Source organism: Desulfopila inferna, from assembly GCF_016919005.1.
Lineage (GTDB): Bacteria > Desulfobacterota > Desulfobulbia > Desulfobulbales > Desulfocapsaceae > Desulfopila_A > Desulfopila_A inferna.
Map to the genome: position 1 here is coordinate 673,593 of NZ_JAFFQE010000002.1, position 25,994 is coordinate 699,586.

General features: G+C 51.1%; 23 protein-coding genes. 12 read left to right on the forward strand and 11 right to left on the reverse strand.

The window, feature by feature from the left end; genetic code table 11:
* Nucleotides 1–13 precede the first annotated feature (13 nt).
* The 7 genes from JWG88_RS06990 to JWG88_RS07020 form a co-directional block, all read right to left on the reverse strand.
* A complete protein-coding gene (locus JWG88_RS06990) occupies nucleotides 14–397 on the reverse strand; it encodes a hypothetical protein (protein ID WP_205232987.1) in 384 nt (127 codons plus the stop codon).
* A complete protein-coding gene (gene speB / locus JWG88_RS06995; protein ID WP_205232988.1) occupies nucleotides 384–1,277 on the reverse strand; it encodes an agmatinase in 894 nt (297 codons plus the stop codon). The genes JWG88_RS06990 and speB overlap by 14 nt, the downstream gene beginning before the upstream one ends.
* Complete coding sequence (gene nspC, locus JWG88_RS07000) at nucleotides 1,274–2,446, reverse strand: carboxynorspermidine decarboxylase (RefSeq protein ID WP_205232989.1); 1,173 nt, start codon at nucleotides 2,444–2,446, stop codon at nucleotides 1,274–1,276. The genes speB and nspC overlap by 4 nt, the downstream gene beginning before the upstream one ends.
* A 4-nt stretch (nucleotides 2,447–2,450) precedes the next feature.
* Nucleotides 2,451–3,665, reverse strand: a complete 1,215-nt coding sequence (locus JWG88_RS07005) for a saccharopine dehydrogenase family protein (RefSeq protein ID WP_205232990.1) — start codon at nucleotides 3,663–3,665, stop codon at nucleotides 2,451–2,453.
* A 41-nt stretch (nucleotides 3,666–3,706) separates the two neighbouring features.
* Nucleotides 3,707–5,632: a biosynthetic arginine decarboxylase gene (speA, locus tag JWG88_RS07010; protein ID WP_205232991.1), complete on the reverse strand. Its 1,926-nt coding sequence runs from the start codon at nucleotides 5,630–5,632 to the stop codon at nucleotides 3,707–3,709.
* Between the two features lie 263 nt (nucleotides 5,633–5,895).
* On the reverse strand, nucleotides 5,896–6,375 hold the full coding sequence (locus JWG88_RS07015) for a CYTH domain-containing protein (RefSeq protein ID WP_205232992.1): 480 nt from the start codon (nucleotides 6,373–6,375) through the stop codon (nucleotides 5,896–5,898).
* The gene (locus tag JWG88_RS07020) at nucleotides 6,365–7,174 is read right to left on the reverse strand and encodes an EI24 domain-containing protein (RefSeq protein ID WP_205232993.1); all 810 of its coding nucleotides are present in this window, start codon (nucleotides 7,172–7,174) and stop codon (nucleotides 6,365–6,367) included. The genes JWG88_RS07015 and JWG88_RS07020 overlap by 11 nt, the downstream gene beginning before the upstream one ends.
* A 184-nt stretch (nucleotides 7,175–7,358) precedes the next feature.
* Between JWG88_RS07020 and radA the strand changes: the two genes are divergently transcribed.
* The 3 genes from radA (at nucleotide 7,359) to JWG88_RS07035 (ending at nucleotide 10,965) form a co-directional block, all read left to right on the forward strand.
* Nucleotides 7,359–8,726 (forward strand): DNA repair protein RadA, encoded by a 1,368-nt coding sequence (gene radA, locus JWG88_RS07025; protein WP_205232994.1) that lies wholly within the window; start codon nucleotides 7,359–7,361, stop codon nucleotides 8,724–8,726.
* Nucleotides 8,727–8,799: 73 nt separating this feature from the next.
* Entirely contained in the window at nucleotides 8,800–9,366 is a 567-nt protein-coding gene (locus JWG88_RS07030) for a hypothetical protein (protein WP_205232995.1), read from the forward strand.
* Nucleotides 9,367–9,720: 354 nt separating this feature from the next.
* Nucleotides 9,721–10,965, forward strand: a complete 1,245-nt coding sequence (locus JWG88_RS07035; protein WP_205232996.1) for a cyclic nucleotide-binding domain-containing protein — start codon at nucleotides 9,721–9,723, stop codon at nucleotides 10,963–10,965.
* Nucleotides 10,966–11,228: 263 nt separating this feature from the next.
* Here JWG88_RS07035 and JWG88_RS07040 read toward each other — a convergent pair whose 3' ends face one another.
* The 3 genes from JWG88_RS07040 to JWG88_RS07050 form a co-directional block, all read right to left on the reverse strand.
* Nucleotides 11,229–12,677 carry a DegQ family serine endoprotease gene (locus JWG88_RS07040; protein ID WP_205232997.1) on the reverse strand — a complete coding sequence of 483 codons (1,449 nt, stop codon included), beginning with the start codon at nucleotides 12,675–12,677 and terminating at the stop codon, nucleotides 11,229–11,231.
* Between the two features lie 543 nt (nucleotides 12,678–13,220).
* Nucleotides 13,221–14,567 (reverse strand): class II 3-deoxy-7-phosphoheptulonate synthase, encoded by a 1,347-nt coding sequence (locus JWG88_RS07045; RefSeq protein WP_205232998.1) that lies wholly within the window; start codon nucleotides 14,565–14,567, stop codon nucleotides 13,221–13,223.
* A gap of 85 nt (nucleotides 14,568–14,652) precedes the next feature.
* Nucleotides 14,653–15,198, reverse strand: a complete 546-nt coding sequence (locus JWG88_RS07050) for a type I restriction enzyme HsdR N-terminal domain-containing protein (RefSeq protein WP_240194303.1) — start codon at nucleotides 15,196–15,198, stop codon at nucleotides 14,653–14,655.
* 261 nt (nucleotides 15,199–15,459) lie between these two features.
* On the opposite strand from JWG88_RS07050, the gene JWG88_RS07055 reads away from it, so the two are divergent.
* A complete protein-coding gene (locus JWG88_RS07055) occupies nucleotides 15,460–15,945 on the forward strand; it encodes a CBS domain-containing protein (RefSeq protein WP_205232999.1) in 486 nt (161 codons plus the stop codon).
* A gap of 77 nt (nucleotides 15,946–16,022) precedes the next feature.
* On the opposite strand, the gene JWG88_RS07060 is transcribed toward JWG88_RS07055, so the two are convergent.
* Nucleotides 16,023–17,429: a sigma-54 interaction domain-containing protein gene (locus JWG88_RS07060; RefSeq protein ID WP_205233000.1), complete on the reverse strand. Its 1,407-nt coding sequence runs from the start codon at nucleotides 17,427–17,429 to the stop codon at nucleotides 16,023–16,025.
* Nucleotides 17,430–17,672: 243 nt separating this feature from the next.
* Here JWG88_RS07060 and JWG88_RS07065 point away from each other — a divergent pair, with 243 nt between their 5' ends.
* From JWG88_RS07065 to JWG88_RS07100, 8 genes are all read left to right on the forward strand, one after another.
* Entirely contained in the window at nucleotides 17,673–17,915 is a 243-nt protein-coding gene (locus JWG88_RS07065; protein WP_205233001.1) for a sulfurtransferase TusA family protein, read from the forward strand.
* 85 nt (nucleotides 17,916–18,000) lie between these two features.
* Entirely contained in the window at nucleotides 18,001–19,323 is a 1,323-nt protein-coding gene (locus JWG88_RS07070) for a (Fe-S)-binding protein (protein WP_205233245.1), read from the forward strand.
* A gap of 193 nt (nucleotides 19,324–19,516) precedes the next feature.
* Nucleotides 19,517–20,389: a methylenetetrahydrofolate reductase gene (locus tag JWG88_RS07075; protein ID WP_205233002.1), complete on the forward strand. Its 873-nt coding sequence runs from the start codon at nucleotides 19,517–19,519 to the stop codon at nucleotides 20,387–20,389.
* Between the two features lie 65 nt (nucleotides 20,390–20,454).
* Entirely contained in the window at nucleotides 20,455–23,499 is a 3,045-nt protein-coding gene (locus tag JWG88_RS07080) for an FAD-dependent oxidoreductase (RefSeq protein WP_205233003.1), read from the forward strand.
* Complete coding sequence (locus JWG88_RS07085) at nucleotides 23,499–23,942, forward strand: hydrogenase iron-sulfur subunit (protein ID WP_205233004.1); 444 nt, start codon at nucleotides 23,499–23,501, stop codon at nucleotides 23,940–23,942. The genes JWG88_RS07080 and JWG88_RS07085 overlap by 1 nt, the downstream gene beginning before the upstream one ends.
* Before the next feature lie 29 nt (nucleotides 23,943–23,971).
* Nucleotides 23,972–24,640 carry a methylenetetrahydrofolate reductase C-terminal domain-containing protein gene (locus JWG88_RS07090; protein ID WP_205233005.1) on the forward strand — a complete coding sequence of 223 codons (669 nt, stop codon included), beginning with the start codon at nucleotides 23,972–23,974 and terminating at the stop codon, nucleotides 24,638–24,640.
* Nucleotides 24,637–25,563: a methylenetetrahydrofolate reductase gene (locus JWG88_RS07095; RefSeq protein ID WP_205233006.1), complete on the forward strand. Its 927-nt coding sequence runs from the start codon at nucleotides 24,637–24,639 to the stop codon at nucleotides 25,561–25,563. Before JWG88_RS07090 ends, JWG88_RS07095 begins: the two co-directional genes overlap by 4 nt.
* A 41-nt stretch (nucleotides 25,564–25,604) precedes the next feature.
* Nucleotides 25,605–25,988, forward strand: a complete 384-nt coding sequence (locus tag JWG88_RS07100; RefSeq protein WP_205233007.1) for a response regulator — start codon at nucleotides 25,605–25,607, stop codon at nucleotides 25,986–25,988.
* Nucleotides 25,989–25,994 lie beyond the last annotated feature (6 nt).

The following is a 25,994-nucleotide window of genomic DNA, read 5'->3' on the forward strand; positions in this document are numbered from 1 at the left end:
CTTACGCTAAATCCTAAGGTTTCAGGAGAAGGATTGTATCATCCGCGATGGATATCAATCCCTCCTCCTTCAAAACCTGCAGGATCTGGTGTTTCAGTACCTCAGTTTGTTCGGGATCCCTCCTGGCGGCTATCGATTTCTCCATATAGAGTTCGAATGCTCTTCGGGAGTATACCCCGTTTTTCTGTCTCAAAAGCCTGAGAAAAGAGAGGGTGAAAAATATTCCGGCAAATCTCTTTCCCAGCAAATAGGTGGTGAAATAGAGAAGCAGGAGAAGCCCTGCGGCCGCCACATAACTGCTCCGGTATATCAGCAAGACCGCACCGCTGCAGAACAGGGCGAGCAGGCAGAGAACCAGCAGAAGGAATGAGGCATAGCGAAGCTTAAGGGACATCACTAAGGGAATAATAGGTTTTGTTTTTTGCGCTGCGCACCAGATATCCCATCATGTTATAGGCCAGTTGAGCTACGGTGAAGGTCGCACCGTGCATGCCCGTTTGCGGCGACAGTTCAACGAGGTCGAAACCCAGACAGAGACGATCCCTGAAGAGAGAGCGGAGGATTTCCGTGACCTGATGCCAGTGCAATCCGCCCGGAACAGGGGTGCCGGTGGCAGGCATGAGTGAGGTGTCGAAACAGTCGACGTCGAAGGTGATGTAGATCTTTTCCGGGAAGTCGGCGGGAAGACTTACGGCTTCGATACCCTTCTGCCAGATGGTTTCGGCATCGCAAAAGAATATGTTGTTCTCCCGGCGCAGCAGGTGTTCTTCCAGGCAGTAGCTGCGGGTGCCTATCTGACAGATGGGAATGTCTTCCTCGTAGATACGGCGCATGACGGAGGCGTGGCTATGCAGACTGCCGTCGTAGCTGTTTCTCAAATCGGCATGGGCATCGAACTGGATGACGCCGAAATCGTCACTGTGCTGCTTGAGGCCTTTGACACAAGCCAGGGAGAGACTATGCTCACCGCCGAGAACAATCGGGATGCCGCGATGCTCCAGGGTGCTGCTTACCTTCTCTTGCAGGTCGTTCAGGACCTTTTCGATGGTGGGAGAACAGTCCAGAGGATCGGCGGTATAAATACCGTATTCCGCGGGAATCGATTTTCCGTCGAAGAGCTCCAACTGGCAGGAGGCCTCCAGCAAGGCCTGGGGGCCATGCTGCGTTCCACCCAGATATGATACCGTTTTTTCGAGCGGCACCGGCAGGATATGAAAAAGTGCCTTATGAGGCGGAGAAAAAGCGACATCATCGCCATGGAAGTTGATTTTACTCATGCGAGCCGGCTCCGGTAATCTTCATATCCAAATTTACGAATACGCTCCAGGGTACCTTTCTTCAGGGAATAGGTATAGATGGAGGGAAGTTCGACACCGTTGAAGGTAGTGTTTTTGACAAAGGTGTAAAGTGCCATGTCGGTCATGACCAGCCTGTCGCCGCGGGCCAGGGGTTGGGCAAAGGAGTAGTCCCCGATGATATCTCCGGCAAGACAGGAGATGCCGCCAAGACGATAGGTATGAGGCAGTTCCTGTGGTTGGCCGCTGTCCGGGATTTCCGCCTGGTAAGGCATGGCCAGAATGTCGGGAAGATGTGTTTCCGCTGAACTGTCAAGGATGGCGATATCCATGCCGTTGTGCATAATATCCAGAACCGAGGTCACAAAGAAGCCGCCGTTGAGAACCACCGCCTCGCCCGGCTCGAGATAGACCTCGACCTGGTGCCTGTTTTTAAAGTCGGTGATGGTGCGGCAGAGAAGATCGAGATCGTAATCGCTTCTGGTTATATGATGACCGCCGCCGAAATTGACCCATTTGAGCTGATCGATATAGCGGCCGAATCTTTCTTCGAAGCGCTCCAGTATCCTGACCAGAACATCGGCGTTCTGCTCGCACATGGCGTGAAAATGGAGACCGCTGATACCCTTTAGATCGATATTCTCCAGATCGGCTGGTTGAATGCCGAACCTGGATCCCGGCAGACAGGGGTTGTAGAGAGCGGTAGCCACTTCGCTGTATCCCGGATTTACCCGGAGTCCGACTTCTATGTCTTTGCCGCTTCCGGCAATGGCTGCTTTATGTCTGTTCCATTGGGAGATGGAGTTGAAGAGGATGTGGTCGGAGTAGTGAATAACCCTCTCCATCTGGTCATCAGAATAAGCAGGGGAGTAGGTGTGTACTTCTTTTTTGAAATCCTCGCGGCCCAGTCGCGCCTCAATAGGACCGCTGGCGCAGACTCCCTGGAGACTCCTGCCGATCAGGGGAAAAAGGGCGGGCAGGGCGAAGGCCTTGAGGGCCAGGAGTATCCTGGCCCCGCTGCGGCGCTGCACTTCCTCGAGAATGGCGCAGTTCTCCCTGATTATATCCTCGCTGATAAGGTAGCTGGGGGTTTCAACCCGGCCGGCGATATCGGCGGGACATGCATCATTGGTATAAATCGTGGTCGTCATGGTTTCAGGGAAGCTTGCCTTGGAAATCGACCACCTGCCAGGGAAGCCCGTAGATGTTCAGCGCATCCATAAAAGGATCGGGATCGAGCTGTTCGACATTGAAGACCCCCTCTCCCATCCAGTCCCCTCTGACCATGAGCATGGCTCCGATCATTGCAGGCACGCCGGTGGTGTAGGAGACCGCCTGGGACTGCACCTCGGTGAAGGCCTCGTGGTGGTCACAGACGTTATAGATGTATTTCTGCTGCTTCTCCCCGCCTTTCTCGCCCCGGAGGACGCAGCCGATCACGGTCTTGCCGGTGTAGTTGGCAGCCAGTGATCCGGGATCCGGCAGCAGCGCCTTGAGAAAACGCAGCGGCACGATTTTATGGCCCTCGTATTCCACTTCGTCAATGCGGGTCATGCCGACATTTTCAAGAACCTTGAGATGGGTAATATAGGGCTCGGAGAAGGTCATCCAGAATCTGATCTGCTTCAGCCCCTTGATGTGCCTGACCAGGGATTCCATCTCTTCATGATAGAGAAGGTAGCTCTCCTTTGGGCCCGCCTCCGGATAATCGAAGGTGAAATGAACGCAGTCGTCTTCGAGGATAGGCGGTGTTTCCACCCAGTCACCATTGCGCCAGTGCCGCACCACCTGGGTCACTTCACGAATATTGATCTCGGGATTGAAGTTTGTGGCGAAAGGATGGCCGTGGTCGCCTGCGTTGCAGTCAAGAATGTCGATGGTCTCGATGGAATCGAACAGATTTTTTTGGGCATAGGCGCAGAAGATATTGGTCACTCCCGGATCAAATCCACAGCCGAGCAGTGCCATCAGCCCTTTTTCCTTGAATTTCTCATGGTAGGCCCACTGATGGCTGTATTCAAAATGCGCCGAATCCGGGGGCTCGTAGTTGGCGGTGTCGAGATAGTTGGTGTTGGTTTCAAGACAGGCCTCCATGATGCTCAAATCCTGGTAGGGCAGGGCAACATTGATTACCAGTTCGGGTTTGACGTGCTCGATAACCCAGATAAGTTCGGAGACATGGTCGGCGTCCACCTGTATGGTGTTGATGTCAACGCCGTAGTTTTCCTTGACTTCCACGGCGATGGCGTCACATTTATGCAATGTCCTGCTCGCCAGGGTTATGTGGGTGAAAATCTCGGAGAGCTGGGCACATTTTTTGGCAACAACATTCCCCACCCCGCCGGCACCGATGATCAAAACTCGTGACATAATTTTCTCCTCAGGCTGCTGGTTTGTTAGGTGTCTTTTAGTCAATCTTTTTCAAAATATGTATACCCTCGTAATCCCGCGGTAAAGCTCTCGATGATGGCCTTGCGATCCTTGGCTGTGATAAGGCCAAGCTGGATTGATTCCTCGGCTATTTTTTTCAATCTGTTTTTCATTGAGCGAACGTCATATTCGACAAAGGCTAGAACATCGGCTACAGAATCCCCCTCGACTTCACGGATGAACTGATAACTGCCGTCCTGATTAACATTGATAGATATTACATTAGTGTCTCCGAAAAGATTATGCAAATCGCCCAGCGTTTCCTGGTAGGCGCCGACCAGAAAAACCCCGAGATAATAATCTTCATCCGGTAGCAGCTCATGCAGCATGATGTTTCTTTTTTCGTTGTAGGGGTCCGGAAATTTGTCGATCTTGCCATCGCAGTCGCAGGTTATGTCGGAAATAATGGCGGGATGCGTGGGGGCCTCCTTGAGTCTGTGGATCGGCATGACCGGCATGATCTGATCTATGGCCCAGACGTCCGGGAGAGACTGAAAAAGGCTGAAGTTGCCGTAATAGATGTCATACACCATACGGTTGATATTCTGCAGTCCCCGGGGAATCTGCTTCATGTGGCGCGATACCTCGGAGAGTTCGATGAGGATATGCTGCACCAGGTTTTCGGCGAGAGCCCGCTCCCGAATGGTTATCTGTCCGTGTTTAAAGAGCTGTCTGGCCTGGCTTTTATAAAAAAGAACGTCGTTTAAACATTCCTGAATATCCTTGGGGGATATCATCTTGTAGGTGGCCAGCAGGTTTTCGAGGAGGTCGTTGGTCGATTCCGGCATCTTTTCGGGAATGGGAGGAGGCAGAAAGGAAGACACGTCGAGGATGTTGAAAAGCAGCAGCGAATAATAGGCAACCGTGGCCCTGCCCGACTCGGTGATCAGGGTCGGGTGAGGGATATTGTTTTTGTCGAGAACGCTGACGACGGAGTCGACGATATCGGTGCAATACTCCTCCATGGTGTAGTTTCTGCTGGAGTGATGATCGGTATGGGAGCCGTCATAGTCGACCGCCAGACCGCCGCCAAGGTCGAGGTAGCCCATTGGCGCACCTTCTTTGATCAACTCTTCATAGAACCTGCAGGCTTCGATAGCCCCGGCGCGAATATCGCGGATATTGGGAATCTGGGAGCCGATATGATAATGCAGGAGTTGAAGGCAATCCAGCATGTTCTCTTCCTTGAGACGGTCGACCACGGTAACGATATGGCTCATTCCCAGGCCGAAGACGCTGGCGTCCCCGCCCGAGTGCGACCACAGGCCCTCTGCCTGAGTCGAGAGCTTGATGCGCAGACCCAGGTGCGGCCTGATGTTCAGATGTTTGGAGCGTTCGATGATCAGATCGACTTCACCAGGAACCTCGATGACGAAAAAAACCTTGAATCCCATACTGACCGCATACAAACCCAGGTCGATAAATTCCTCGTCCTTGTAGCCGTTGCAGATAAGGCAGGCATCGCGATTCTTCATCATGGAGATGGCGGCGATCAGTTCCGGCTTGCTTCCTGCCTCGAGTCCATGGCCGTAATCCTTGCCGAATTGGGATATGGCCTCGATGACTTGCTCCTGCTGGTTGACCTTTATGGGAAAAACACCCTTGTATTCACCCTGGTAATTATTCTCCTTGATGGCCTTGCGGAAGGTTTCATGGAGCAGCTTGATCTGGGAACCGAGTATATTTTCAATGCGCAGCAGGACCGGCATGGAGAAGCCTCTTTCCTCTATCTCCCGGGCAACCTTATACAGGCTTATCCGCGGACCATGGTCTGAACCAAAGGGGGTTACCACTACGTCTCCGGACTCGTCAACGGAGAAATAGCCGGCTCCCCAGTTGTTGATACCGTAGAGTTCCGAAGCATCCTCAATGCTCCACTTCTGTTTGGAATATAGGTTTCGAACCATGCCGTTACTCACCTCTTTGGTTTATAGCGATTCAGGGCAAATACCCCCATTAAATAATTTTCCGAGGGGGGGCAAAAAACATCACGGTCAACGCTCTAGCGAGCCGCAGGAATGTACAACCAAGCCCCTGCAAAAGTCAACATAAAGATATGAACCAGCGTAAAAAAATGCAAAAGCAGATGGACGGCTCAGGCCAGTTTCCTCTACTGCCCCTGTGTGGCTTTTTTTACCTGCTTTTGAACATTTTATAAAACATACTTTTGTCATTTCTCTTCGTCCTTCCAGTCCTTATACGGAAAGGCTCTCAGGCCGGCATTATAATAGCGGCGATCACGAGAGACCTCTTTACCCAACCAGGAAGGTCTGGGGAATTTCTGCTTTTCGTTTTCAAGTTCTATCTCGGCAACAACGAGTCCTTCATTATCGCCATAAAATTCATCAATTTCCCATAGAAATCCACCATAGTTTTTCAGGTGGCGGCGTTTATGAATAAACGGTCGTTCACAGAATTTCTCCAGTAGTTCCCGCGCTTCTTCAAGAGGGATGGGATATTCGAATTCAAGACGGCTGATGCCGCTGCGTTTTCCCTTTACCGTGAGGAAACCCTTCGATCCTGCGATGCGGATGCGAACGGTGCGCCCGGAAACCGAACAGAGATAGCCTTGATAATATATCATAGAAGTGGTGTTTTCTTTCCAACTGTCGTTTTTTACCAGAAATTTCTTTTCGATTTCAACGGCCATGATTTGGTTTCCTCTTATTTTGAGCGACAAGTTCAAGGGTGGTAAAGTTGAGGGTGGCATGAACGGTGAGCACAGGAAATAACAGGGCAATGAAGAAAATGTTGAAAACAGGAATCATGCTGACCATGGCGGGAAGAAGACCCAGGCGAAATGAATGGCCTTTGTGGCTCATAATCCAGGCAATTTTCCGGCCGAGCGACCAGCGGCGTCGTGAAGCCGGATAGTCGAGAAACATCAAGGCGGAATAGTAGGTGTAGAGCAGAAAGGTGATGATCAGGCCGAACACCGGTATAAAGCTGGTAAACAGTGCGGCTATGGTTACAATGATGCCGAATCCGGCTATTTTGAGGCCTTCCCACAGATCAAGCAGGATTCCACGCAGGGTGAGACCTTCATCCATTTCAAATTTTTCTCCCGCATGGAGCTTTTCCGCCGAGGTAGAGAGAAGGACATATCCGGGGGTGGTTATGGTGTAGGCCACTAAAAACGCAAGGTAGAAAGCCGCAATTCGGGTTATCAACAGATAGACCCACTTCAGTATCAGCCAACCTTTGTGGTGCAGCCAGCCCATGATGGTGGCGGTGTCGGGTGGCGAAACGAAAAAGCCGCCGGTGATGCCGTCGATAAGATTCAGGGAAAACTGATAGCACAGCCAGGTCAGAAAAATGGTTACCAGGAAGAGCAGGAGGCTGAGCCCCACCAGCCTTTTTCTACTGAAGAGAAAAGCAATGGAGCTTGGCAGCGGTATATATCGAGCTGCTTTCGGGGCTGTATTTTTTTCAAATCCAGTGGTTTGCATGGCATTATATATCAGTGTTGATTATAGTTAGTGCCTGTCCATAAATCCCGGACAGGCACTTTTTAAACAATTTTTGCCCGTAGTCCGATGAGACTTCCGATTGGAGTAGAATATTAGTTAATCTCCCGGGAGTAAAGGGGCGGGCCGAATTTTTCTTGCATTATGTCTTATATATGGTGCTTTTGTGAGCAGTTTAGGAAAAAAGAAAAACAAAATACAGTACGTCTGCAACAATTGCGGGTTCAAGAGCGGCAGATGGCTGGGACGCTGCCCCGACTGCAGTGAGTGGGACAGTTTTGCCGAAAGGATCAGCCGGCCCGCATCAGCAGCCGGTTTACCCAAGGCTGAACCGCAGCCGCTGCATCTGGCGCCCGATGGTGATGAGGAGCGTATCTTTACCGGAATTGAAGAACTTGACCGGGTCCTCGGCGGCGGGGTCGTGCCCGGAGCGGTGGTTCTCATTGGCGGCGATCCCGGAATCGGCAAATCAACCCTGATGATGCATATGCTGGCGGCAGTGGCCCGGCAGGGCGGAAAGGTACTGTACGCCTCGGGAGAAGAATCGGCCCGGCAGATCAAAATGCGCGCCAGGCGGCTCGATGCCCTGCATCCCGAACAATATCTTGCTACTGTCTCCAACGTTGAACAGATTATCGAAATGACCTTGGCGATGCGCCCGGCATTGCTCGTCGTCGATTCCATTCAGACCCTGAGTTGTGATGAGATTTCCTCAGCGCCGGGATCCGTGACCCAGGTGCGGGAATCGGCGGCAAGGCTGCTCAGCATGGCCAAGGTGGAAAATATTCCGGTGATGCTGGTCGGCCATGTTACCAAGGAAGGTGCTATCGCCGGTCCTAAAATCCTTGAGCATATGGTGGATACCGTCCTCTATTTCGAAGGCGATAGAAATCATGCTTTCAGGATATTGCGGACCCAGAAAAACCGTTTCGGCTCCACCAACGAAATCGGGGTCTTCGAGATGAAGGAAGAAGGTCTGGTGGAAGTGAAAAACCCTTCGGAAATTTTTCTGGCGGAAAGACCGCTGGATGTGCCAGGATCGGTTGTCATACCCAGTGTCGAGGGAACCAGGCCGATTCTGGTTGAGGTACAGGCGCTGGTAAGCCCGACAAATCTGGGAACGGCGAGAAGAACAGCCATCGGGGCCGATCCCCAGCGCCTTGCCCTGCTCTGCGCGGTATTGGAAAAAAAGGCCGGAATGGACCTCTATGGCCACGATATATTCCTCAATATTGCCGGAGGCATACGCATTGAGGAACCCGCTCTCGATCTGGGAGTTATCAGCGCTCTGGCCTCAAGCATGCTGGAGCGCCCGATTCCCTCGGCGACCGTGTTGTGCGGGGAAGTCGGGCTGGCCGGAGAGGTGCGGGCCGCCGGTCAGGTGGAAATGCGGGTCGGTGAAGCGGAACGCCTCGGGTTTCAACGTTTTATTATGCCGAAGGCCAATCTTGACCGCCTTCATCAAAAATCCGGCATGCACCTTGTCGGAGTTGCAACTCTTCAGGAACTTCTGGAGGTTGTCTTTACTGAATAAAGCAGACTCCGGAATTACTCGTTTCTGGAAAGACACTGGTTAACAATCAATAACAAATGAAATGGAGGAAAGAATGGATTTGAAAGTTCATCTGGAAAAGGGCTGGGGCAGTTTTTTACAGTTTATCGGACCGGCTCTGCTGCTCACCTTTGTACAGATTGTAGTGTCGATTTTCAGTTTGGGAATTCTCGCCCCGGTAACTGCCGCCGGCTACTTCCAGTCACTTTTGCTGGCTCAGCGCGAGGGAAGGACTCCCGTGGTTAAGGATCTGTTCGCCCATATGTCGCTTTTTCTGCCTTTGCTCGCTTTTGGTTTTGTTTCATTTCTGGCCGTCGCCTTAGGCTTTGTGCTGCTGGTACTTCCCGGGTTCGGCGTGATGATATTTATTGTATTCGCCTGTCTTTATCTCCTGCCGTTGATGACAGATCAAAAACTGGGACTCATTGACGCCATAAAGGAATCATGGAACATGGCGGTGAAGGATCCAATCGCCGATCACATTATCATTACCATAGTATATATTGCCATCATATCCATAGGAGGTTCATTGCCGCTGGTTATCCTGCTGGCCCAGCCGCTGGCCACCTTCATCCTGTTGAGTTTTTATGATGAGCGTTTGAATAAGCCTGCCGCAGAATAGCACAAGCTGATGACATCGCCATAAGCACCTGTAGGCATAAACTCCGACTTCGAGAAGGTAAAGATACCAGGAGCTTATACTCACCGGTAAAGGCGGCGTTGTCACATCTTGAAATCAGGTGGACAGTAAAGAATATAAAGTGAACCAAAAACAGATGAGGTTGATATGGATGAACATCGGCATGAGCCTGAAGATGAGATGGTTAACGTCAAGGTCGCCATCTTTTTTGCGGTGGTAGTTGCGGCGTTATTTTTTCTTGGAATGATAAACTGAGGTTTTTCCCGAGCCTCAATAAATCGAGATATCGGCAGATTCAGAATACAATACACCGGCTGAATGGAGGGACGGCGGTAAATGGAAGGTAGCGAAAAAAGAGTTGTTATCCTCCTCTGCGACATGGTGCGGTATTCTCAGAAAACCGCAGATATGCGCCCTGTCGAGATTCGTGATTTCATCATTGAATATCATCGCAATCTCCAGGAAATCATCAATGTCGGCGATGAAGAGTACCAGGATATTGAACCGTCGGCAGGGGACGGCGCCATTGCTATTTTTGAAAACAGGGAGGGCGAGGGCAAGACCGATGTCTGTGACCGGGCTATCGAGGCGGCGCTGAACATGGCACGTGCTATGGAGCGTGGAGCAATACCGCAGACCCGCATCGGAATTTTTGCAGGTGATATCATAGAAGCGTACATCGGCGGCAGGATCATGCGGTTTGGGGCGAGTTTTTCCGTGGCCAGCCGTCTCGAAGAGCTGTGCGGATATTTCGGTACAAGCTTTTTGATGGATCGTGAAGTAGCCTTCTGGCAGGCCCGGGAAAAAGGCAATACAGTCAGCATCGGCAAGATAACTCCCAAAAATTTTCACCATCCCATTCACGTCTATACCATTTATAAACCCGGGATACACAATTGTCCAATGGATGGCGACCCCGAAGATCTCTTCAGGTTTATCGAGATGAAGAATGAAGCGGTGGAATTGTTTTGCGGCAATCAGCTTCAGGGTATCCGGGCGGATTTTCCCCTGGCCAAGGAAAAGCTCAACGAGGTTCAAAAACTTTTTGTATCGATGACCGGCAAGAAAGACGTGGCCTCTGAGAGATTGCTGGAATATATCCGCAACACCCCGTATCCCGGTGATGAATTCAACAAAGCCGGCATGATGATACGGGGAACGACCGGCGACTCTCTGGGAATCCGGCTGCTGCATCTTTCCAATGAACTGCTGCGTGCCATGGATGTCGATTTTTATCACACCCTGGTAGTCGATACGGAATGGGAGCGTTTATTCAAACTGATCTGGAAGAAGAAGGGTGAGGTGATCGTCAAGATTAATGATCCGCCAAACGGCGTATATTATATCGATAACGGCAGCGTAAATGCGCTTGACGAGAACGACAATCTGATTACCACCCTGACCGCCGGAAATGTCTTCGGAGAGATGGCCTATTTTTCCAGCAGCCGTACACGCAACGCAACCGTTATCGCCAACAGCGATGTTGTCTTGCGCCGCATATCCGGAGATGAATTCGAGAAGCTGCCGATCATTATGAAAATATTTGAAAAAATTGCCGAAAGGCGTAGGGGCAATGACTGAAATAAAGTTACTATTCAGATTGCTTCTCATTATTTGGCCAACCACCTGTTTGTTTGTAACCGTTTAGAGGTAAGCACCCTGACGGGCATAAACTCCGACTTCGGGTGCGCCATATGTCCATAAGCAGGGCGGTTAGCTATACATTGGGTATGGACGCCTTGATCGTGGACAGAGTGCTGCTGGATAGTTACGAAATAAAAAAAGCCTGCCCTGTTGAATATTCTACCGGGCAGGCTTTTTTGTGTCTTTATCAGGCCGCTATTCTACGGTGCTTCAAGTACCACATATGAGCTGTACCGTCCTGTTTTGACTCTGAGCAGTATTCTCTCCGGGGAAGGTGTCTTTTGCAGGATCTGCTGGACATCCTCAATATTTTCAACTCTCTGCCTGTTGATTTCCTGGATCAGCTGACCGGGCTGCAAACCGGCGGTTGCCGCGACGCTGCCTGGTTCAACACCGCCGATCAGAACCCCTTTCTCTCCTTCATAACCTAACTGCTCGGCAAGCTCCGGCGTGAGCTCCTGAAAGGAAAGGCCGAAGTTTTCAAGGAATTCCTTTTCACCGGGAGAAGCCTGCGGTTCACCGGTCAGGTTCCCGGGCTGCTCGCCGATTACCACTTCAATCTCCTTTTTGCTGCCGTCACGAATGACGGTCAATTTGGCCTTTACTCCTGGGACGAGAAGAGCTACCGCATTTCGAAGCTCAATGACATTCGTCGTTTTAACTCCATTAAGTTCCGTTATCACGTCTCCTTGCCGGATTCCGGCTTCTGCGGCCGGTGAATCCGGCTGGACTTCACTCACCAATACACCTTCGGCCTGTTTGAGCCCAAAGGATTGAGCCAGGCTCTCATCGACGTCCTGAATGGCAACGCCCAGCCATCCTCTGGTTACCTTGCCCTCCTCGCGGAGCTGTTCATATATGGCCTTGACCATATTGATGGGAATGGCGAAACCGATACCCATGTATCCACCGGTGCGGGAAAAAAGAGCCGAATTTATACCGACCACTTTGCCCCGTATGTTGAGCAGCGGTCCTCCTGAGTTGCCGGGATTAATGGCGGCATCCGTCTGGATGAAATCTTCATATTCATTGATGCCCACCCTGCTTCTACCTTTGGCGCTGACAACGCCGACGGTGACCGTCTGGTTTAAACCGAAGGGATTGCCGATGGCGATTACCCATTCACCAACTTCAAGAGCATCTGAATCTCCCAAGGGGACAACCGGCAGGTTCTTGCCGTTGTCAATTTTTATAAGAGCGACATCGGACTGCGGGTCGCTGCCGATTAATTCCGCTTCCAGCTTGGTGTTATCCGACAGCGTAACGGTAATGGTATCGGCATCAGCAACTACATGATTATTTGTAAGAATGTAGCCGTCATCGCTGATGATGAATCCTGATCCCTGGCCCTGCTGTTTGCGTTGCTGGGGGGGAGCCTGGCGGCGAAACTCCGGCCCGAAGAATCGTTCGAAAAAAGGATTGTCAAAGAATTCATTGGTGTAGTCCCTGGCCCCTACTTCTTTTTCAACCTGCACATGAACAACGGCAGGCGTCACCTCCTTGACCACGGTAGAGAAAGCACGTGAAGTTTTGGTCAAAACCTCGACGCCTTCGTCGGTGGCAGCAAAAGCCGGGCTGATAGATGCTGCCAGGAAGAATAAGGTTAGAAAATATGTCATCTGCCGTTTTTTTCGAATGATTGTCTCCATAAGTTTTTTCCTCTTTGGGTTTTGAATAGGGAGTATTACCTGACAGCTATTGTCTGATTGCCCCGGTGCCCAGCCGAAGAACAAAATGTATTTTAGAAGATAAAGCACCGGCAATTCCTGCAGGAATGGATTGGTTGTACGGAATAATCCATTTTCCTGGCAGGATAGAGTGACTCCTGGCTTACCTTGATTGCTGAGCCTCATGGCATTCAGATACTCTATATTATTTGAGTAACAGTAAAACTTAATGGAATAGGGTCAAGAAAAATTACAGAAAAGTAATTTTGATGGGCTCGTAAAAAGCACGTTCTACGCCGTTATGGATCTGAAAAGGCGATTCTCCGTACCACATGTACTGCAGGATCGTCGTTTTAGATAATGCAGCTGGTATATCGAAATTCTGGCCAGAAAAAAAGTCGCTTCGAACCGGCAATGAAAAGATTGTATCTCGGCAAAAGTTAAAACAGGAAAGACAGAAAATTGGAGGTGGAAATGGAAGAATGGCGGAAAACCGATGAAGATTTTCCGCCATAGGGAGCTGAATCAACTTCTGATCATATCAGCGATCTGGAAGGCAACCTCAAGGCTTTGTTCGGCATTAAGGCGTGGATCGCAGGAGGTGAGGTAGTTATTGTGCAGTTCCTCGTCGATGATATTTCGGGCACCGCCGGTGCATTCCGTAACATTATCGCCGGTCATTTCAAAATGAACGCCGCCCGGAATGGTGCCCTCCGACCAGTGTGCCTCGAAAAAGCAGGTGATTTCGGCAAGAATGTCGTTAAAGTTTCTGGTCTTATGCCCAGATTCGGCAGTGTAGGTGTTGGCATGCATCGGGTCACAGCTCCAGACGATATTGTAGCCTTCCTTTTTGGCTTCACGCAGCAGCGGCGGCAATACCTTTTCGACATTTTTCATGCCGAGTCTGGTGATCAGCGTCAGTCTTCCCGGCTCGTTTTCAGGATTGAGGACATCGATGAGACGCTTGATGTTATCGAGGTCGTAATCTGGCCCAACCTTTACCCCCAGCGGGTTGAGAACACCGCGGAGGAATTCGACATGAGCCCCGTCCACCTGTCTGGTCCGTTCTCCGATCCATAGCATATGAGCGGAGCAGTCATACCAGTCCCCCGAGGTTGAATCGATTCTCGTCAGTGCCTCCTCATAGCCGAGCAGCAGGGCCTCGTGCGAGGTGTAAAGCTGGGTTTGGTGAACCTGTGGTGTATCCGTGGGGATACCGATGGTGTTCATAAAACGTATGGCCTGATCTATCTGCTTGGCAAGACGATTATAGGATCTGCCCATGGGCGATTGGACGACAAATTCCTGATTCCACGCCTGGACCCGATCGAGGGCGGCAAATCCGCCACGGGTGAAGGCTCGCAGTAGATTGAGTGTCGAAGCCGCCATGTTGTAGCCCTGCAGCATCAGTTTAGGATTAGGGGTTCGCGCCTTTTCCGAAAATTCGGCATGATTGACCATATCTCCCCGATAGGAAGGATAGGTCGTGCCATTGATGGTTTCGGTGTCCGAGGAGCGTGGTTTAGCGAACTGACCTGCAATTCTGCCCACCTTAATGACGGGTTTACCGCCGGCATAGGTGAGGACGATGGCCATCTGCAGCATAACCTTGAGCGTCTCCCTGATCTTAGGTGCTGTAATCTGGGAGAAATTTTCGGAGCAATCCCCTCCCTGCAGTAAAAAGGCATCGCCAATCACGGCTTTGGCAAGCATATCCTTCAGCGATCTGATTTCACCGGCAAAGACCAGTGGTGGAAGAATAGAGAGATTTTCCAGTACCTTATGGACTTCTTTTTCGCTGGGCCAGTTAGGTTGCTGCAGGGCCTCGAAGTTGCGCCAGCTTGTTTTTGTCCACTCTTTCTGATTTACCATGCTCCTTCCTTTAAAAAAAATTACTGGGATAAGTAGATAGTGTCTGTCCTTATTCCTGAACAGATACAAAATAGTGCCGGGATTTCTACAGGCAGCACCGCTCCACATCAAATGCATTCAGGATACGCTTTTCACGCTCCAGTTCAAGACCGTTCTGCCTGGGGGGAAAGGTGAGAGTGGAGACCAATTCTTCTGCCTCGATCCGACTGGGGATAGATTCTAACCCATTCCCGAGAATCTTGCCAGTGGCAGTATCAATTAATTCCGCACTACGGCCATTTGTAACGACTGCCAGAGGAATCTGATATTCCGGATGCAGTATTCTCGCTGCTGCTATGGCCGATCGCTCCCGGCTGACAAGGGAACCGGGACCATACCTGATGATCATAAAGCGGCGTCCGCGCACGGCAACGGTAAGCTCAATCGTTGACCTGACGAAGTTTCCACCGAACAGGGTCTCAATATAGAGGCGAGGCAGAAGGTTGTCTGCTGTATATCCTTTCTCTTCGATCATGAGTCTGCTGAGATTCTGGCGGATTCGCTCATCGTCGGTATCGACAAGTACTTCTCCGGTCAGGTAGTCCCGAAGAGATCCATATACAAGGTGGTGGAAGTGATCATGGTTCATCATTTTCGCTGTCTTGTTTTTCAGAAAATAAGCTAACAGTTCTTACCCGGATCAGCGGGGTTTACACGTATAGTAAGGGCTGAATCCGGCAAATGTCAACAAATGAAAGTCGTTGTTGCCGCTTAGTATATATTTTCATGATGAAAACGATCAGTATTATTGAAAAGAAGGATTTCTGTGTTATTATATACTGCAAACAGAGATACTGATGAATGGATGATGAAAGAATCCGGTTCATCCGCAGTTCAAGCAGCAGGAGGAGTCATGAAAGTGTTGGATATTATGGAACCTTTAGGTGACTGGCTGACCCCCGAGATGACACTGCACGAAGCGATACAGGTTATGCGCAGGGTCAAGCGCGGCCACGGTCTGTCGGTCAATGCAATCGTGGTCCTCGATGCTGAAAGAAAACTGGTAGGCATCGTTTCCACCACGGACATTCTGCGGACAATTCTCCCTCCCGGAATGTTCCTTGATGATGACCTGAATGCATTTTCCTGGGAAGGAATGCGGCAGGATCGAATCAAGAAAACCAAGAATATCCGCGTCCAGGACATAATGACGGAGGATGTCCGGGTCATCCGCACGGATGAATCGATAATGCAGTGTGCGGACCGCCTGCTGGTCGAGCAGATTCGCAGGCTGCCGGTTATTGCCCTTGACGGTCGGGTGGTTGGCGTAGTCTATCTCAGAGACGTCTATAACACCGTGACCAAGCTTTTGTGTGAGATGGAGCCGGCCTCCATGTAGATAAATAAAACCTGGTCTTCTGTTGCCGGTGCAGCTGAAATCATCGTTTGCGGCTGCACAGGAGGGTTAACAAATGCTCAGCTGGAATTTACTTCCTCCCTCACCTCGATGAGCCGCTTGGCATCTATGCCATGCCGCTTCATTCTATTCCAGATGGTGACTCTCGATACACCAAGTATGTCCGCAGCCTTAGACTGATTCCCTCCAGTCCTCTTGAGGATCTCCAGTAATTCCCTGCGCTCTATCTCCTGCATATTGAAGGAGCTTTTTTTGGCAGCGGATGGTGGCCGTCTTCGGGGTTTGTAGATGGTTTCGGGGAGATGCTGTGGCTGAATGACCTCTTCATGGCAGGTAACGAAGGCATACTCGAATGCCCCCTTCAGCTCTCTGACATTGCCTGGCCAGGAGTGATTCATCAGTATTTCGACGGTGTCTTTGCTGATTCCTTTGATGGTCTTGTTGTCTTTGAGGATCATTTTCTTGAGAAAGGATTCTGCCAGAAGGGGTATATCCTCAACCCGGTGGCGCAAGGGGGGCAGAAAGATGGGAATGACATTGATTCTGAAATAGAAATCCTTACGATAGTCACCGCGTTCCACCAGCTGCATGAGGTCCTGATTGGTCGCGGAGATAATGCGTACGTCGGTGCGAATGGGGCTGCTTGAGCCGACCCGCTCAATTACCTTTTCTTCGAGGACGCGCAGCAGCTTAGTCTGGGTAGAGATGGGAAGATCGCCAATTTCATCGAGGAAGATATTACCCTCGTTAGCTTTTTCGAAGCGGCCCACCCTGTCTTTATAGGCACCTGTATATGCTCCCCGGACATGGCCGAAAAGCTCGCTTTCCAGCAGTGATTCGGTAAGGGCGGCGCAGTTGACCTTGATGAAAGGTTTATCTTTTCTCAAGCCCAGGTTATGAATGGCGCGGCTGACCAGCTCTTTGCCGGTACCGCTTTCACCATAAATGATAACGGGGGCATTAGAACCCGCGGCGTTTCTGATCATATCGAAGACCTGGTGCATTCTCGCCGAAACCCCGATTATTCCCTGAAAGTGGTCCTCGGAGTGGAGCTGCCGGCGGAAGGCTTCGATCTGATTTTCTTTCTCGGCTATATCGGAAATATCGGCAATGGTACCCACGGCGCCGATAACATTATTGTCAGCGTCCTTGAGAATGGCGGCGTTTTTCAAGGCCTGGAAAAAAGTGCCGTCTTTGCGGCGCACCGTGCATTTTCGCTGCTCAACCTCGCCGTAGCGGAAAAGAGCGCACCACTGATCCTCTCCCAGCGCCCGCGAGTCCGCACAGATATCACACTGCAGAATTTCGCAGGACTTGCCGATGATTTCGGCACGGGTATATCCGGTAATCTTTTCAAAGGCTTTGTTGACTGAAACAATCGCACCATGGGTGTTGACAATCATGATGCCGTCGCGGATGGTATCCACCACGGTTTTCCAGTATCCCTCAAGCTCTCGGCCGATCATATGTTCTCCTGTTAAGCATTAACACTTGTAAAGCACAACACCCTTAACAGTTTAACACTTTGTTGACAAGGCGAATAGCTTTTGTTCTCCTACAGTGTAGGAGAGGTGCAGATTTGTTTTGTTTATGTCCTTGTAAAAAGGAAAAATATTTATATTTATGTTATGGATAAATATTTCTGATCTGGCCATGGCGCGGATGTTGCTCGTAAATGGTGTTGAACACTTTACTTGGAGAACATTTCATTGGCTGTAGATATTGAAAAAATAATTGATTTCAGGGACTCACTCTCGTCTATATCACTGCTCAAGGTGACGCAGGTATTCAACAAGATGAAGCCTTCTGAGATTTTGGAAATACGGGGCGCCGATCCCGATATCCGGCAGGATCTGTTCAAGGTTCTGCCGCAGACGGCTTATGAGATCGTCCACATCGAGGATGCAGCTGATGAGGATCGGAACCGGCTGCGGATTCGCAAATGCGGCTGAATCTCTGACGATGAAAGGCGTTGCCGGTTACATCGGCAACTGAACCAAATATCAAAACGTGTACAGGACAAAAATGACGAAATCAATGGCAGAGAGCAGTATAACAATCAAAGGGAAAAGGAAGGGTTCCTTTCTGGACAAGGTTAAGGAGATATTGCCTGAAGGCGGCAACCTCAACCTTTGCCTGACGTGTGGCGCCTGTGCTTCCGGTTGCCCCGCTACCGGGCTTGCGGACATGGACCCCAGAAAATTCCTGCGCATGTGTGCGATGGGAATGGACGAGGAGGCAACACAATCTCCGTGGGTGTGGATGTGTACCATGTGCCAGAGATGTATCTATGTCTGTCCCATGGAAATCAATATCCCACAACTTGTCTATAACGCCAGGGCCACCTGGCCCCGTGACGAGCGGCCTAAGGGAATCCGGGACTCCTGCGATATGGCGCTTCGCAATGATTCAAACAGCGCCATGGGAACGGCTCCGGATGATTTTATCTTTGTTGTCGAGGACGTACTGGCAGAATATCAGGAGTCCCAGCCGGAGTTCAAGGAAATGGTGGCCCCGATCGACAAGGCCGGCGCGCACTTTTTCCTTAATCAGAACTCCAGGGAGCCTGTAACCGAACCGGATGAACTGGTACCCTTATGGAAGATTCTCCATCTGGCCGGAGTGGACTGGACCTACGGCAGCAAGGGCTGGGCGGCGGAGAATTACTGCCTCTTCCTGGCCGATGATAAATGCTGGGAGCATGTGACCAGGGTTTCGGCAAAACAGGCCGATGAATTGGGGTGTAAGGTCTTTCTCAATACCGAGTGAGGCCACATAACATTCTCAGTCCGGGCCGGACTGAAAAAATTCAATATAGACCATAACTTTGAAGTCGCTTCAATTTATCAGTATTACGCCAAATGGATCCGTGAGGGCCGCCTGAAGGTAAATTCCGACTGGAATAAAGAGCGCAAAATCAAGTTTACCATCCAGGACCCCTGTCAAATCGTGCGCAAGGGATATGGGGATGCCGTTGCCGATGACCTGCGCTATGTCGTGCAGCAGGTTGTCGGAGCAGAGAATGTCATCGAAATGACGCCGAACAAATCCAACAATTACTGTTGCGGCGGCGGCGGCGGCTTCCTTCAGTCCGGATATACGGAGGAACGCAGAGCCTACGGTAAATTCAAGTTCGACCAGATAATGGAGACAGGTGCCGATTACTGTATCACGGGCTGCCATAACTGTCATGCTCAGGTTCATGATATCGGTCATCATTTTGGAGGATCATACAGCACGGTTCACCTCTGGACGCTTATCTGCCTGTCTCTGGGCATCTTAGGCCCGAATGAGCGTGAGTATCTTGGAGATGATCTGAAGGATGTTGACGTTTTTCACCCTGAAACCTCCCTGTTTTAATGATCCGGCGTTTTTTCTGCGTCTTTGCGGGAGAAAAAACCGGAGAAGGCGCTTATCCGGGAATACCGGGTCGGTGCCCGGATAATTATTTTCTTGTATTTTTGTAAGAATCTAATTTTTCTAGAGGCGTCAGCTTCGCTGGCTGATTGAGGGAGAATTACTAACCGACATCTCTGATTAGGAGGAAAAATACATGAGTTTGCAGAAAAAATTGTCATCAAAAGAATTTGTTGTATTGGCCGAGATGCACACCCCCAAAGGCGTCAATATCGCCAGATTGGTAAATGATGCGCGTCGAATCAAGGGAAGGGTGGATGCCATAGTCGTGCCCGATATGGACAACGGTATCGTCAGGATGAGCGCCCTGGCCGGCGGTGTGCTGATGCGCCAGGAAGGGATCGAGACGGTTATGCATATGTATTGCCGGGATCGCAACCGCCTTGCTCTTCAGGGTGATGCCATGGCGGCTCATGTGTTGGGCATTCAAAACATTCTCGTGGTTCATAGCGAGGAGATGAGCCAGAGTGATCACCGTGAAGCGCAGACCGTCAATGATATAGATGAAGTCGAGCTACTTGCTGCTCTGAGATCGCTTTCCGGAGGCAGGGACATGGAGGGGTTTGAGCTTGACGGCGCCCCCGCCTTTACGGCGGGCTGCACCATTGCCCCTTATGAAAATGACAAGGAGCTTGATAAGGAGCTTGAACTGGCCAAAAGGAAAATTGAGGCCGGCGCTTCTTTTGTTATTACACCTCCCGTTTTCGATATGGGCGGTTTTGAAAAATTCATGGAGAAGGCCAAGGGGCTGGCGGTACCAATCATTCCCACGGTTTTCCTGCTAAAATCTCTTGCTATCGCTCAGTATATTGCCAACAGTGAACCCGGCGCCGATATTTCGGATGAACTGATTCGTAGAATCAGAAAATCTCCCGACAGGGAGCTTGAGGGCATCAAGATTGCCGGTGAAACCATTGCGGTGCTGCGGCGCGCGGCCCAAGGTGTCAAGGTCCAGACGCTGGGCTGGGAACACAAGCTTCCGGATATTCTTGATGCCGCCGGAATCTGATTCGTGCAGATGTTGACAATAAAGGCTGAACTGTACCCTTTCAATCAGTGACTAAGAAGGTAGAAATGCAGAATACAAAAGAACTTCCAACCAGCAATAAGGTGCTTGTTATAGGCGGTGGCCTTGGTGGCATTCGCACCGCACTTGATCTGGCAGAAGCTGAAAAGGATGTGATCCTGGTCGATAAGTCCTATAATATCGGTGGACTGATGACCCAGCTTGACAGAACCTTTCCCACCAATAACTGTGATTTGTGCACTATCTCTCCAAATCTTTCGGAGAGCGGCAGACAGAAGCATATTGAGCTCCAGGCGATGACCACGGTGCTCGGTATTAGTGGAGAAAAGGGAAATTTCACGGCCAGCCTGCAGACCAGACCGCGCTACATAAATCTGGAAAAATGTACGGCCTGCGGTGAGTGCCTCAAGGCATTTCCCGAATGTGTGCGTTTCACGCCTGGGCTTGATCACCGTGCCCCGACCTGTATGCGCTATCCTCAAGCCATTCCGCAGGCATATTCGATCGATCTGGAAAAATGCGATGACATCAAGGCCCTGGTCAAGGTCTGTCCGGCTGGTGCCATCATCCCCGATGATATCGGCAGAAACCGGGAGGTGAAATGCGGTGCCGTTGTTCTAGCCATGGGTGCCGAGCTTTTTGACCCCAGCCATCTCGATTATCTGGCCTACTCCGCCCAACCGGATGTAGTTACCAGTCTGGAATATGAACGGATCCTTTCGGCTTCCGGGCCGACCCAGGGTATGCTGCTGAGACCGTCCAACAATGAACGGCCCAAGAAGATTGCCTGGCTCCAGTGCATCGGCTCCCGCGGCATCCAGAAGGGTGCGGGCTCCCACTGTTCCAGTGCCTGCTGTATGTTTGCCCTGAAGGAAGCAATGGTCACCAAGGAGCGTTTTCGGGATGATATCGAAACCACCATTTTTTATATGGATATGCGTACCTTCGGCAAGGATTACGAGCTGTATTATCAGCGGGCCAAAAATGATTTCGGCGTCCGTTTTATCCACAGCCGGCCCCACTCTATCCTCCAGGCCGAGGGTGAAAAGGATCTGCATCTCTCCTATACGCTCGAAGGCAATGCCAGTCAGATCACCGAATCGTTCGACATGGTGGTTCTCTCCACCGGCTTTAAGGTCGGCGAAGAGAGCAGGGAGCTTCTGGAAAAGCTTGGCCTGAAAATCAACAGCAATAATTTTCCGGTCACTGCCGGATTTAATCCGGTGGCGACCTCTAAACCCGGAATTTATGTCTGCGGCACGCTTCAGGAGCCAAAAGACATCCCCGAAACCATGGTTCAGGCCAGCGCCGCAGCATGCATGGCGGGCAAGGATATTGCGCCTTCCATAGCCGATGAAGATAAGGAACCATTGATGCCGGAAAAAGACATCAGCGGAGAAGAGCCCAAAGTCGGGGTCTTCATTTGTGACTGTGGAGAGAATATCGGTGCGGTTGTCGATGTGGAACAGCTCGTGGAATATGCGGCCGGGATTCCCGGCGTTGCCGTTGCCGAGGCTAAAGGGCATGGCTGCAGCCGTGAATCAATGGAACAGATCAAGTCCACTATCATCGAGCAGGGACTTAACCGCGTTGTCATTGCCGGTTGCTCTCCGAGAACCCATGAAGCCAAATTTCAGGAGTTGATTCGTCAGGCCGGTTTGAACAAGTATCTTCTGGAAATGGCCAATATCCGCGATCAGTCCACCTGGGTTCATGGAGCCGAACCCGCTCTTGCCACCGGCAAGTCCAAGGATCTGATTCGGGTGGCGGTTGGCGGAGCCATCGCCTCCAAGCCGCTTTCCGAGCACAGTCTGCCCATGAATAAGAATATTCTGGTGGTTGGGGGAGGCGTTACCGGTATGACAACGGCCCTGGAGCTTGCCGGACAGGGATTTAAGGTATACCTGGCTGAGAAGAGTCCATCACTGGGAGGTGTGGCCAAGTCGCTGCGCAAAACCCTGGAAGGCGATGATGTCCAGGCCCTGGTGGCTGACCTCATTGCCCAGACGGAGGCTCACGAGAGTATAGAAGTGATTACCGGAGCAATCATTGTTGATCATACCGGTATGCCGGGGATGTTCAAAACTGGAATGCAGGTTGGCAAGCAGATGTTTTATCGGCAGATTGAACATGGCGTCACCGTCATGGCCACCGGTGCCCTGCCAAACCGTCCCAAGCAATATCTTCTCGGTGAAAACGACAATGTGCTCACCCAGCTGGAGATTCAGACTCTCATTGAGGACAAGCCGGAGACTGTCAAGACCTGGGACAACGTGGTCATGATCCAGTGTGTCGGCTCTCGCAATGAAGAAAATCCCAATTGCTCGAGAATCTGCTGCCAGAATGCGGTAAAAAACGCACTGCGGCTGGTTGAGACCAATCCGGATATTCGCGTGTTCGTACTTTACCGCGATATGCGAACCTATGGCTTCCAGGAAGAATATTATCAGAAGGCTCGGGAGAAGGGCGTCATCTTTGTACGCTATGATAGCGATGCTCCTCCAACGGTCAAAGAGGCGGGCAAGATTATCGAGGTTAGCTTTACCGATCCCATTCTCGGTATGAATCTGACAGTTGCGGCTGACTGTCTCTGTCTCAGCACCGGTCTGATTGCCGATAAAGACTCCACAGAGGAACTTGCGCAGGTCTTTAAACTGCAGCGCACCGGTGATGGATATTTCCTGGAGGATCATGTCAAGCTGCGGCCGGTAGACCTGGCCATGCCCGGCTTTTATGTGGCCGGAACGGCGCATTCGCCCCGGTCCATCCGGGAGAGTCTGGTTCAGGCCCGCGCCGCCGCATCCCGGGCACAGGCGCTGTTGGCCAGGGACTTCATCAACCTGGGAGCGGCATCTGCGAAAGTTGATGGAAATAAATGTGCGGCCTGCCTGATTTGCGTCAGGGCCTGTCCCTTCGGCATTCCCTTTATTAATGCGGAGGGCTATTCCGAGATAGATCCTGCACAATGTCATGGCTGCGGGCTGTGCGCTTCCGAGTGTCCGGCCAAGGCTATTCAGCTGATGCAGTTTGAAGATGATAGAATTCTAGCAAAAATTGAAGATTTGTTTGAAAGATTGGAGGCCAAGGCATAATGGAGAAATTCGAACCGGTAATTGTGGCATTCTGCTGCCACTACTGTGCATATACGGCAGCCGACATGGCAGGCAGCCAGAGGCTGCCTTATCCTGCCAACGTCAAGATCATCCGGGTCCCATGTTCCGGCAAGGTTGATGCCATGCATATTGTCAAGGCCTTTGAAAAAGGGGCTGACGGTGTCTATGTGGCGGGTTGCCTGGAGGGTGACTGCCACTTTAAGAACGGCAACAACAGGGCTGCAAAAAGGGTCGAATATGTCCAGAAGTATCTGGATGAGATCGGCATAGAAAGCGAACGGCTGCAGATGGTGCGGATGTCCGCCGGAATGGGGTATCGCTTTGCCCAGATAGCCACCGAGATTACAGAAAAAATCCGCGAGCTCGGACCGAGCCCGATTAAGTCAGGCGCCGCCGAAAAAGCCGGCAAAGTGACCTGTTGATGGAAAATTCAGAAGGAGAGTGAACGACAATGATCACTGCTGAGAGAAAACCCTTAGAAGAACTGATTGAATATATCAAACCCTACAAGCGTATCCTGCTGCTCGGCTGCAACGAGTGTGTAACGGTATGCGCCGCCGGCGGGCGCAAGGAAGTGGGGCTTCTGGCCTCCGGTCTGCAGATGGCCCTGTTGAAGTCGGGAAGTTCCATCGATATCAGGCAGCACACCCTGGAGCGACAATGCGACCCTGAATATGTCGAAGAACTTGTTCCCATGATCGGTGGTGCCGAGGCTATCATGTCCATGGCCTGCGGCTGTGGTGTCCAGCAGCTTGCCGCCAGATTCAAGGATATGCCGGTTTTTCCGGCGGTAAACACCAAATTTATGGGCGCATCCGAACGTCAGGGTGTCTGGGCGGAGCGCTGTCAAGGCTGCGGCGACTGCATGCTCGGACGGACGGGCGGCATCTGCCCAGTTGCCAGGTGCGCCAAACAGCTTATGAACGGCCCCTGCGGCGGTTCAGCAGGTGGAATCTGCGAGATTGGCGATGATGTTGATTGCGCCTGGCAGCTCATCTGGGATCGTATGAAGGCACTCGGCATAGAGGAGAGCTTTGTTGAGATAACGCCTGCCAAGGATTGGAGATCCGGCGGAGGCAGTGGACCGCGAAAGATAATTAGAGAGGATTTAGCAGAATGAAAACCGATAGCAATCTAGAAAAAGTATTAGCCGCTGGTCATCTTGCCGTTACCTCGGAATGTGGTCCCCCTCGTGGTGCTATGCCTGAAGAGGTAGTCAGGAAGGGAAAATTTCTTGAAGGCGTGGTCGACGCCGTCAATATCACCGACAATCAGACGGCAATGGTGAGGATGTCAAGTTTTGCCGCATCCGTTATCGCCAAGCAGCAGGGACTGAATCCCCTGCTGCAGATGGTAACCCGGGATCGTAATCGGCTTGCCATGCAGGCCGATATCATCGGCGCCTACTCCCTGGGTATCGATACCATGCTCTGTCTTTCCGGGGATCACACCAAATTCGGTGATCACCCCATGGCTGCCAATGTTCATGATATTGATTCCATTCAGCTCATCCAGATGGTAAAACAGATGCGTGATGAAGGTCTGTTCCAGGGCGGAGCCGAGCTTAAGGGCCCGCCGCCGAAGATGTTCATCGGTGCCGCCGCCAACCCCTTTGCCGATCCATTCGAGTTGCGGGTAATGCGTCTGGCAAAAAAAATCAACGCAGGTGCTGACTTTATTCAAACTCAGTGTATATTCAATGTTGATAAGTTCGAAAAGTGGATGGAAGGCGTTCGGGCGAAGGGCCTGCATGAAAGATGCTATATTCTGGCCGGCGTCACCCCGATAAAATCTGTTGGTGCGGCACGCTACATGAAAAACAGGGTGCCGGGCATGGATGTTCCGCAGGAGATCGTTGATCGTATGGCTTCTGTTCCCAAGGAGAAGCAGCCGGATGAGGGCGTGGATATATGTCTGGAAACCATGGAACGCCTAAAAAACATTGAAGGCGTTGCCGGATTTCATATAATGGCAATAGAGTGGGAAGAGAAGGTAGGGGAAATTGTCAAAAGGGCAGGTCTCTACCCAAGACCTCAGGTGTAGAAAGAACGTGCAACCGAGATTGTCAAAGGAGGAGTAGACTGATGAGCGATAAAAAACTCATTCTGGTAGTGGATGATGATACTGATCTGGTGGAAATGATTTCCATGAAACTGGAAAGCGAAGATTTCCGTGTGGCCAAAGCATACGATGGTGTCGAGGCTCTTGATAAAATAAAAGAAGAAAAACCAGTTCTTATCATTCTTGATGTGATGATGCCCAGGAAAGATGGCTATGCCCTCTGCGATGAATTGAAAAATTCCGAGGAGTACAAGGACATCATCGTTGTTCTTCTCACCGCGGTTTCGGATGCTATTAGTTCCACAAACTACACGCACATGGGTGGCAAGACCACCCTGGCCGATGATTTCGTGCCAAAGCCGATAGACCTCGACAAGCTCATGGAGATAGTCAAAGATAATCTGTAGCAGGCT

Bases quoted from the DNA above. Each gene is read 5' to 3' on its own strand.
- JWG88_RS07080 (WP_205233003.1), top strand. From the start codon at position 20,455: ATGCAGAATACAAAAGAACTTCCAACCAGCAATAAGGTGCTTGTTATA.
- JWG88_RS07060 (WP_205233000.1), bottom strand. From the start codon at position 17,429: ATGATCGGCCGAGAGCTTGAGGGATACTGGAAAACCGTGGTGGATACC.
- JWG88_RS07100 (WP_205233007.1), top strand. From the start codon at position 25,605: ATGAGCGATAAAAAACTCATTCTGGTAGTGGATGATGATACTGATCTG.
- JWG88_RS07075 (WP_205233002.1), top strand. From the start codon at position 19,517: ATGAGTTTGCAGAAAAAATTGTCATCAAAAGAATTTGTTGTATTGGCC.
- JWG88_RS07045 (WP_205232998.1), bottom strand. From the start codon at position 14,567: ATGGTAAATCAGAAAGAGTGGACAAAAACAAGCTGGCGCAACTTCGAG.
- JWG88_RS07095 (WP_205233006.1), top strand. From the start codon at position 24,637: ATGAAAACCGATAGCAATCTAGAAAAAGTATTAGCCGCTGGTCATCTT.
- JWG88_RS07030 (WP_205232995.1), top strand. From the start codon at position 8,800: ATGGATTTGAAAGTTCATCTGGAAAAGGGCTGGGGCAGTTTTTTACAG.
- speB (WP_205232988.1), bottom strand. From the start codon at position 1,277: ATGAGTAAAATCAACTTCCATGGCGATGATGTCGCTTTTTCTCCGCCT.
- speA (WP_205232991.1), bottom strand. From the start codon at position 5,632: ATGGTTCGAAACCTATATTCCAAACAGAAGTGGAGCATTGAGGATGCT.
- JWG88_RS07055 (WP_205232999.1), top strand. From the start codon at position 15,460: ATGAAAGTGTTGGATATTATGGAACCTTTAGGTGACTGGCTGACCCCC.
- JWG88_RS07035 (WP_205232996.1), top strand. From the start codon at position 9,721: ATGGAAGGTAGCGAAAAAAGAGTTGTTATCCTCCTCTGCGACATGGTG.
- JWG88_RS07090 (WP_205233005.1), top strand. From the start codon at position 23,972: ATGATCACTGCTGAGAGAAAACCCTTAGAAGAACTGATTGAATATATC.
- JWG88_RS07020 (WP_205232993.1), bottom strand. From the start codon at position 7,174: ATGCAAACCACTGGATTTGAAAAAAATACAGCCCCGAAAGCAGCTCGA.
- JWG88_RS07050 (WP_240194303.1), bottom strand. From the start codon at position 15,198: ATGATGAACCATGATCACTTCCACCACCTTGTATATGGATCTCTTCGG.
- JWG88_RS07005 (WP_205232990.1), bottom strand. From the start codon at position 3,665: ATGTCACGAGTTTTGATCATCGGTGCCGGCGGGGTGGGGAATGTTGTT.
- JWG88_RS07085 (WP_205233004.1), top strand. From the start codon at position 23,499: ATGGAGAAATTCGAACCGGTAATTGTGGCATTCTGCTGCCACTACTGT.
- JWG88_RS07040 (WP_205232997.1), bottom strand. From the start codon at position 12,677: ATGGAGACAATCATTCGAAAAAAACGGCAGATGACATATTTTCTAACC.
- nspC (WP_205232989.1), bottom strand. From the start codon at position 2,446: ATGACGACCACGATTTATACCAATGATGCATGTCCCGCCGATATCGCC.
- JWG88_RS07015 (WP_205232992.1), bottom strand. From the start codon at position 6,375: ATGGCCGTTGAAATCGAAAAGAAATTTCTGGTAAAAAACGACAGTTGG.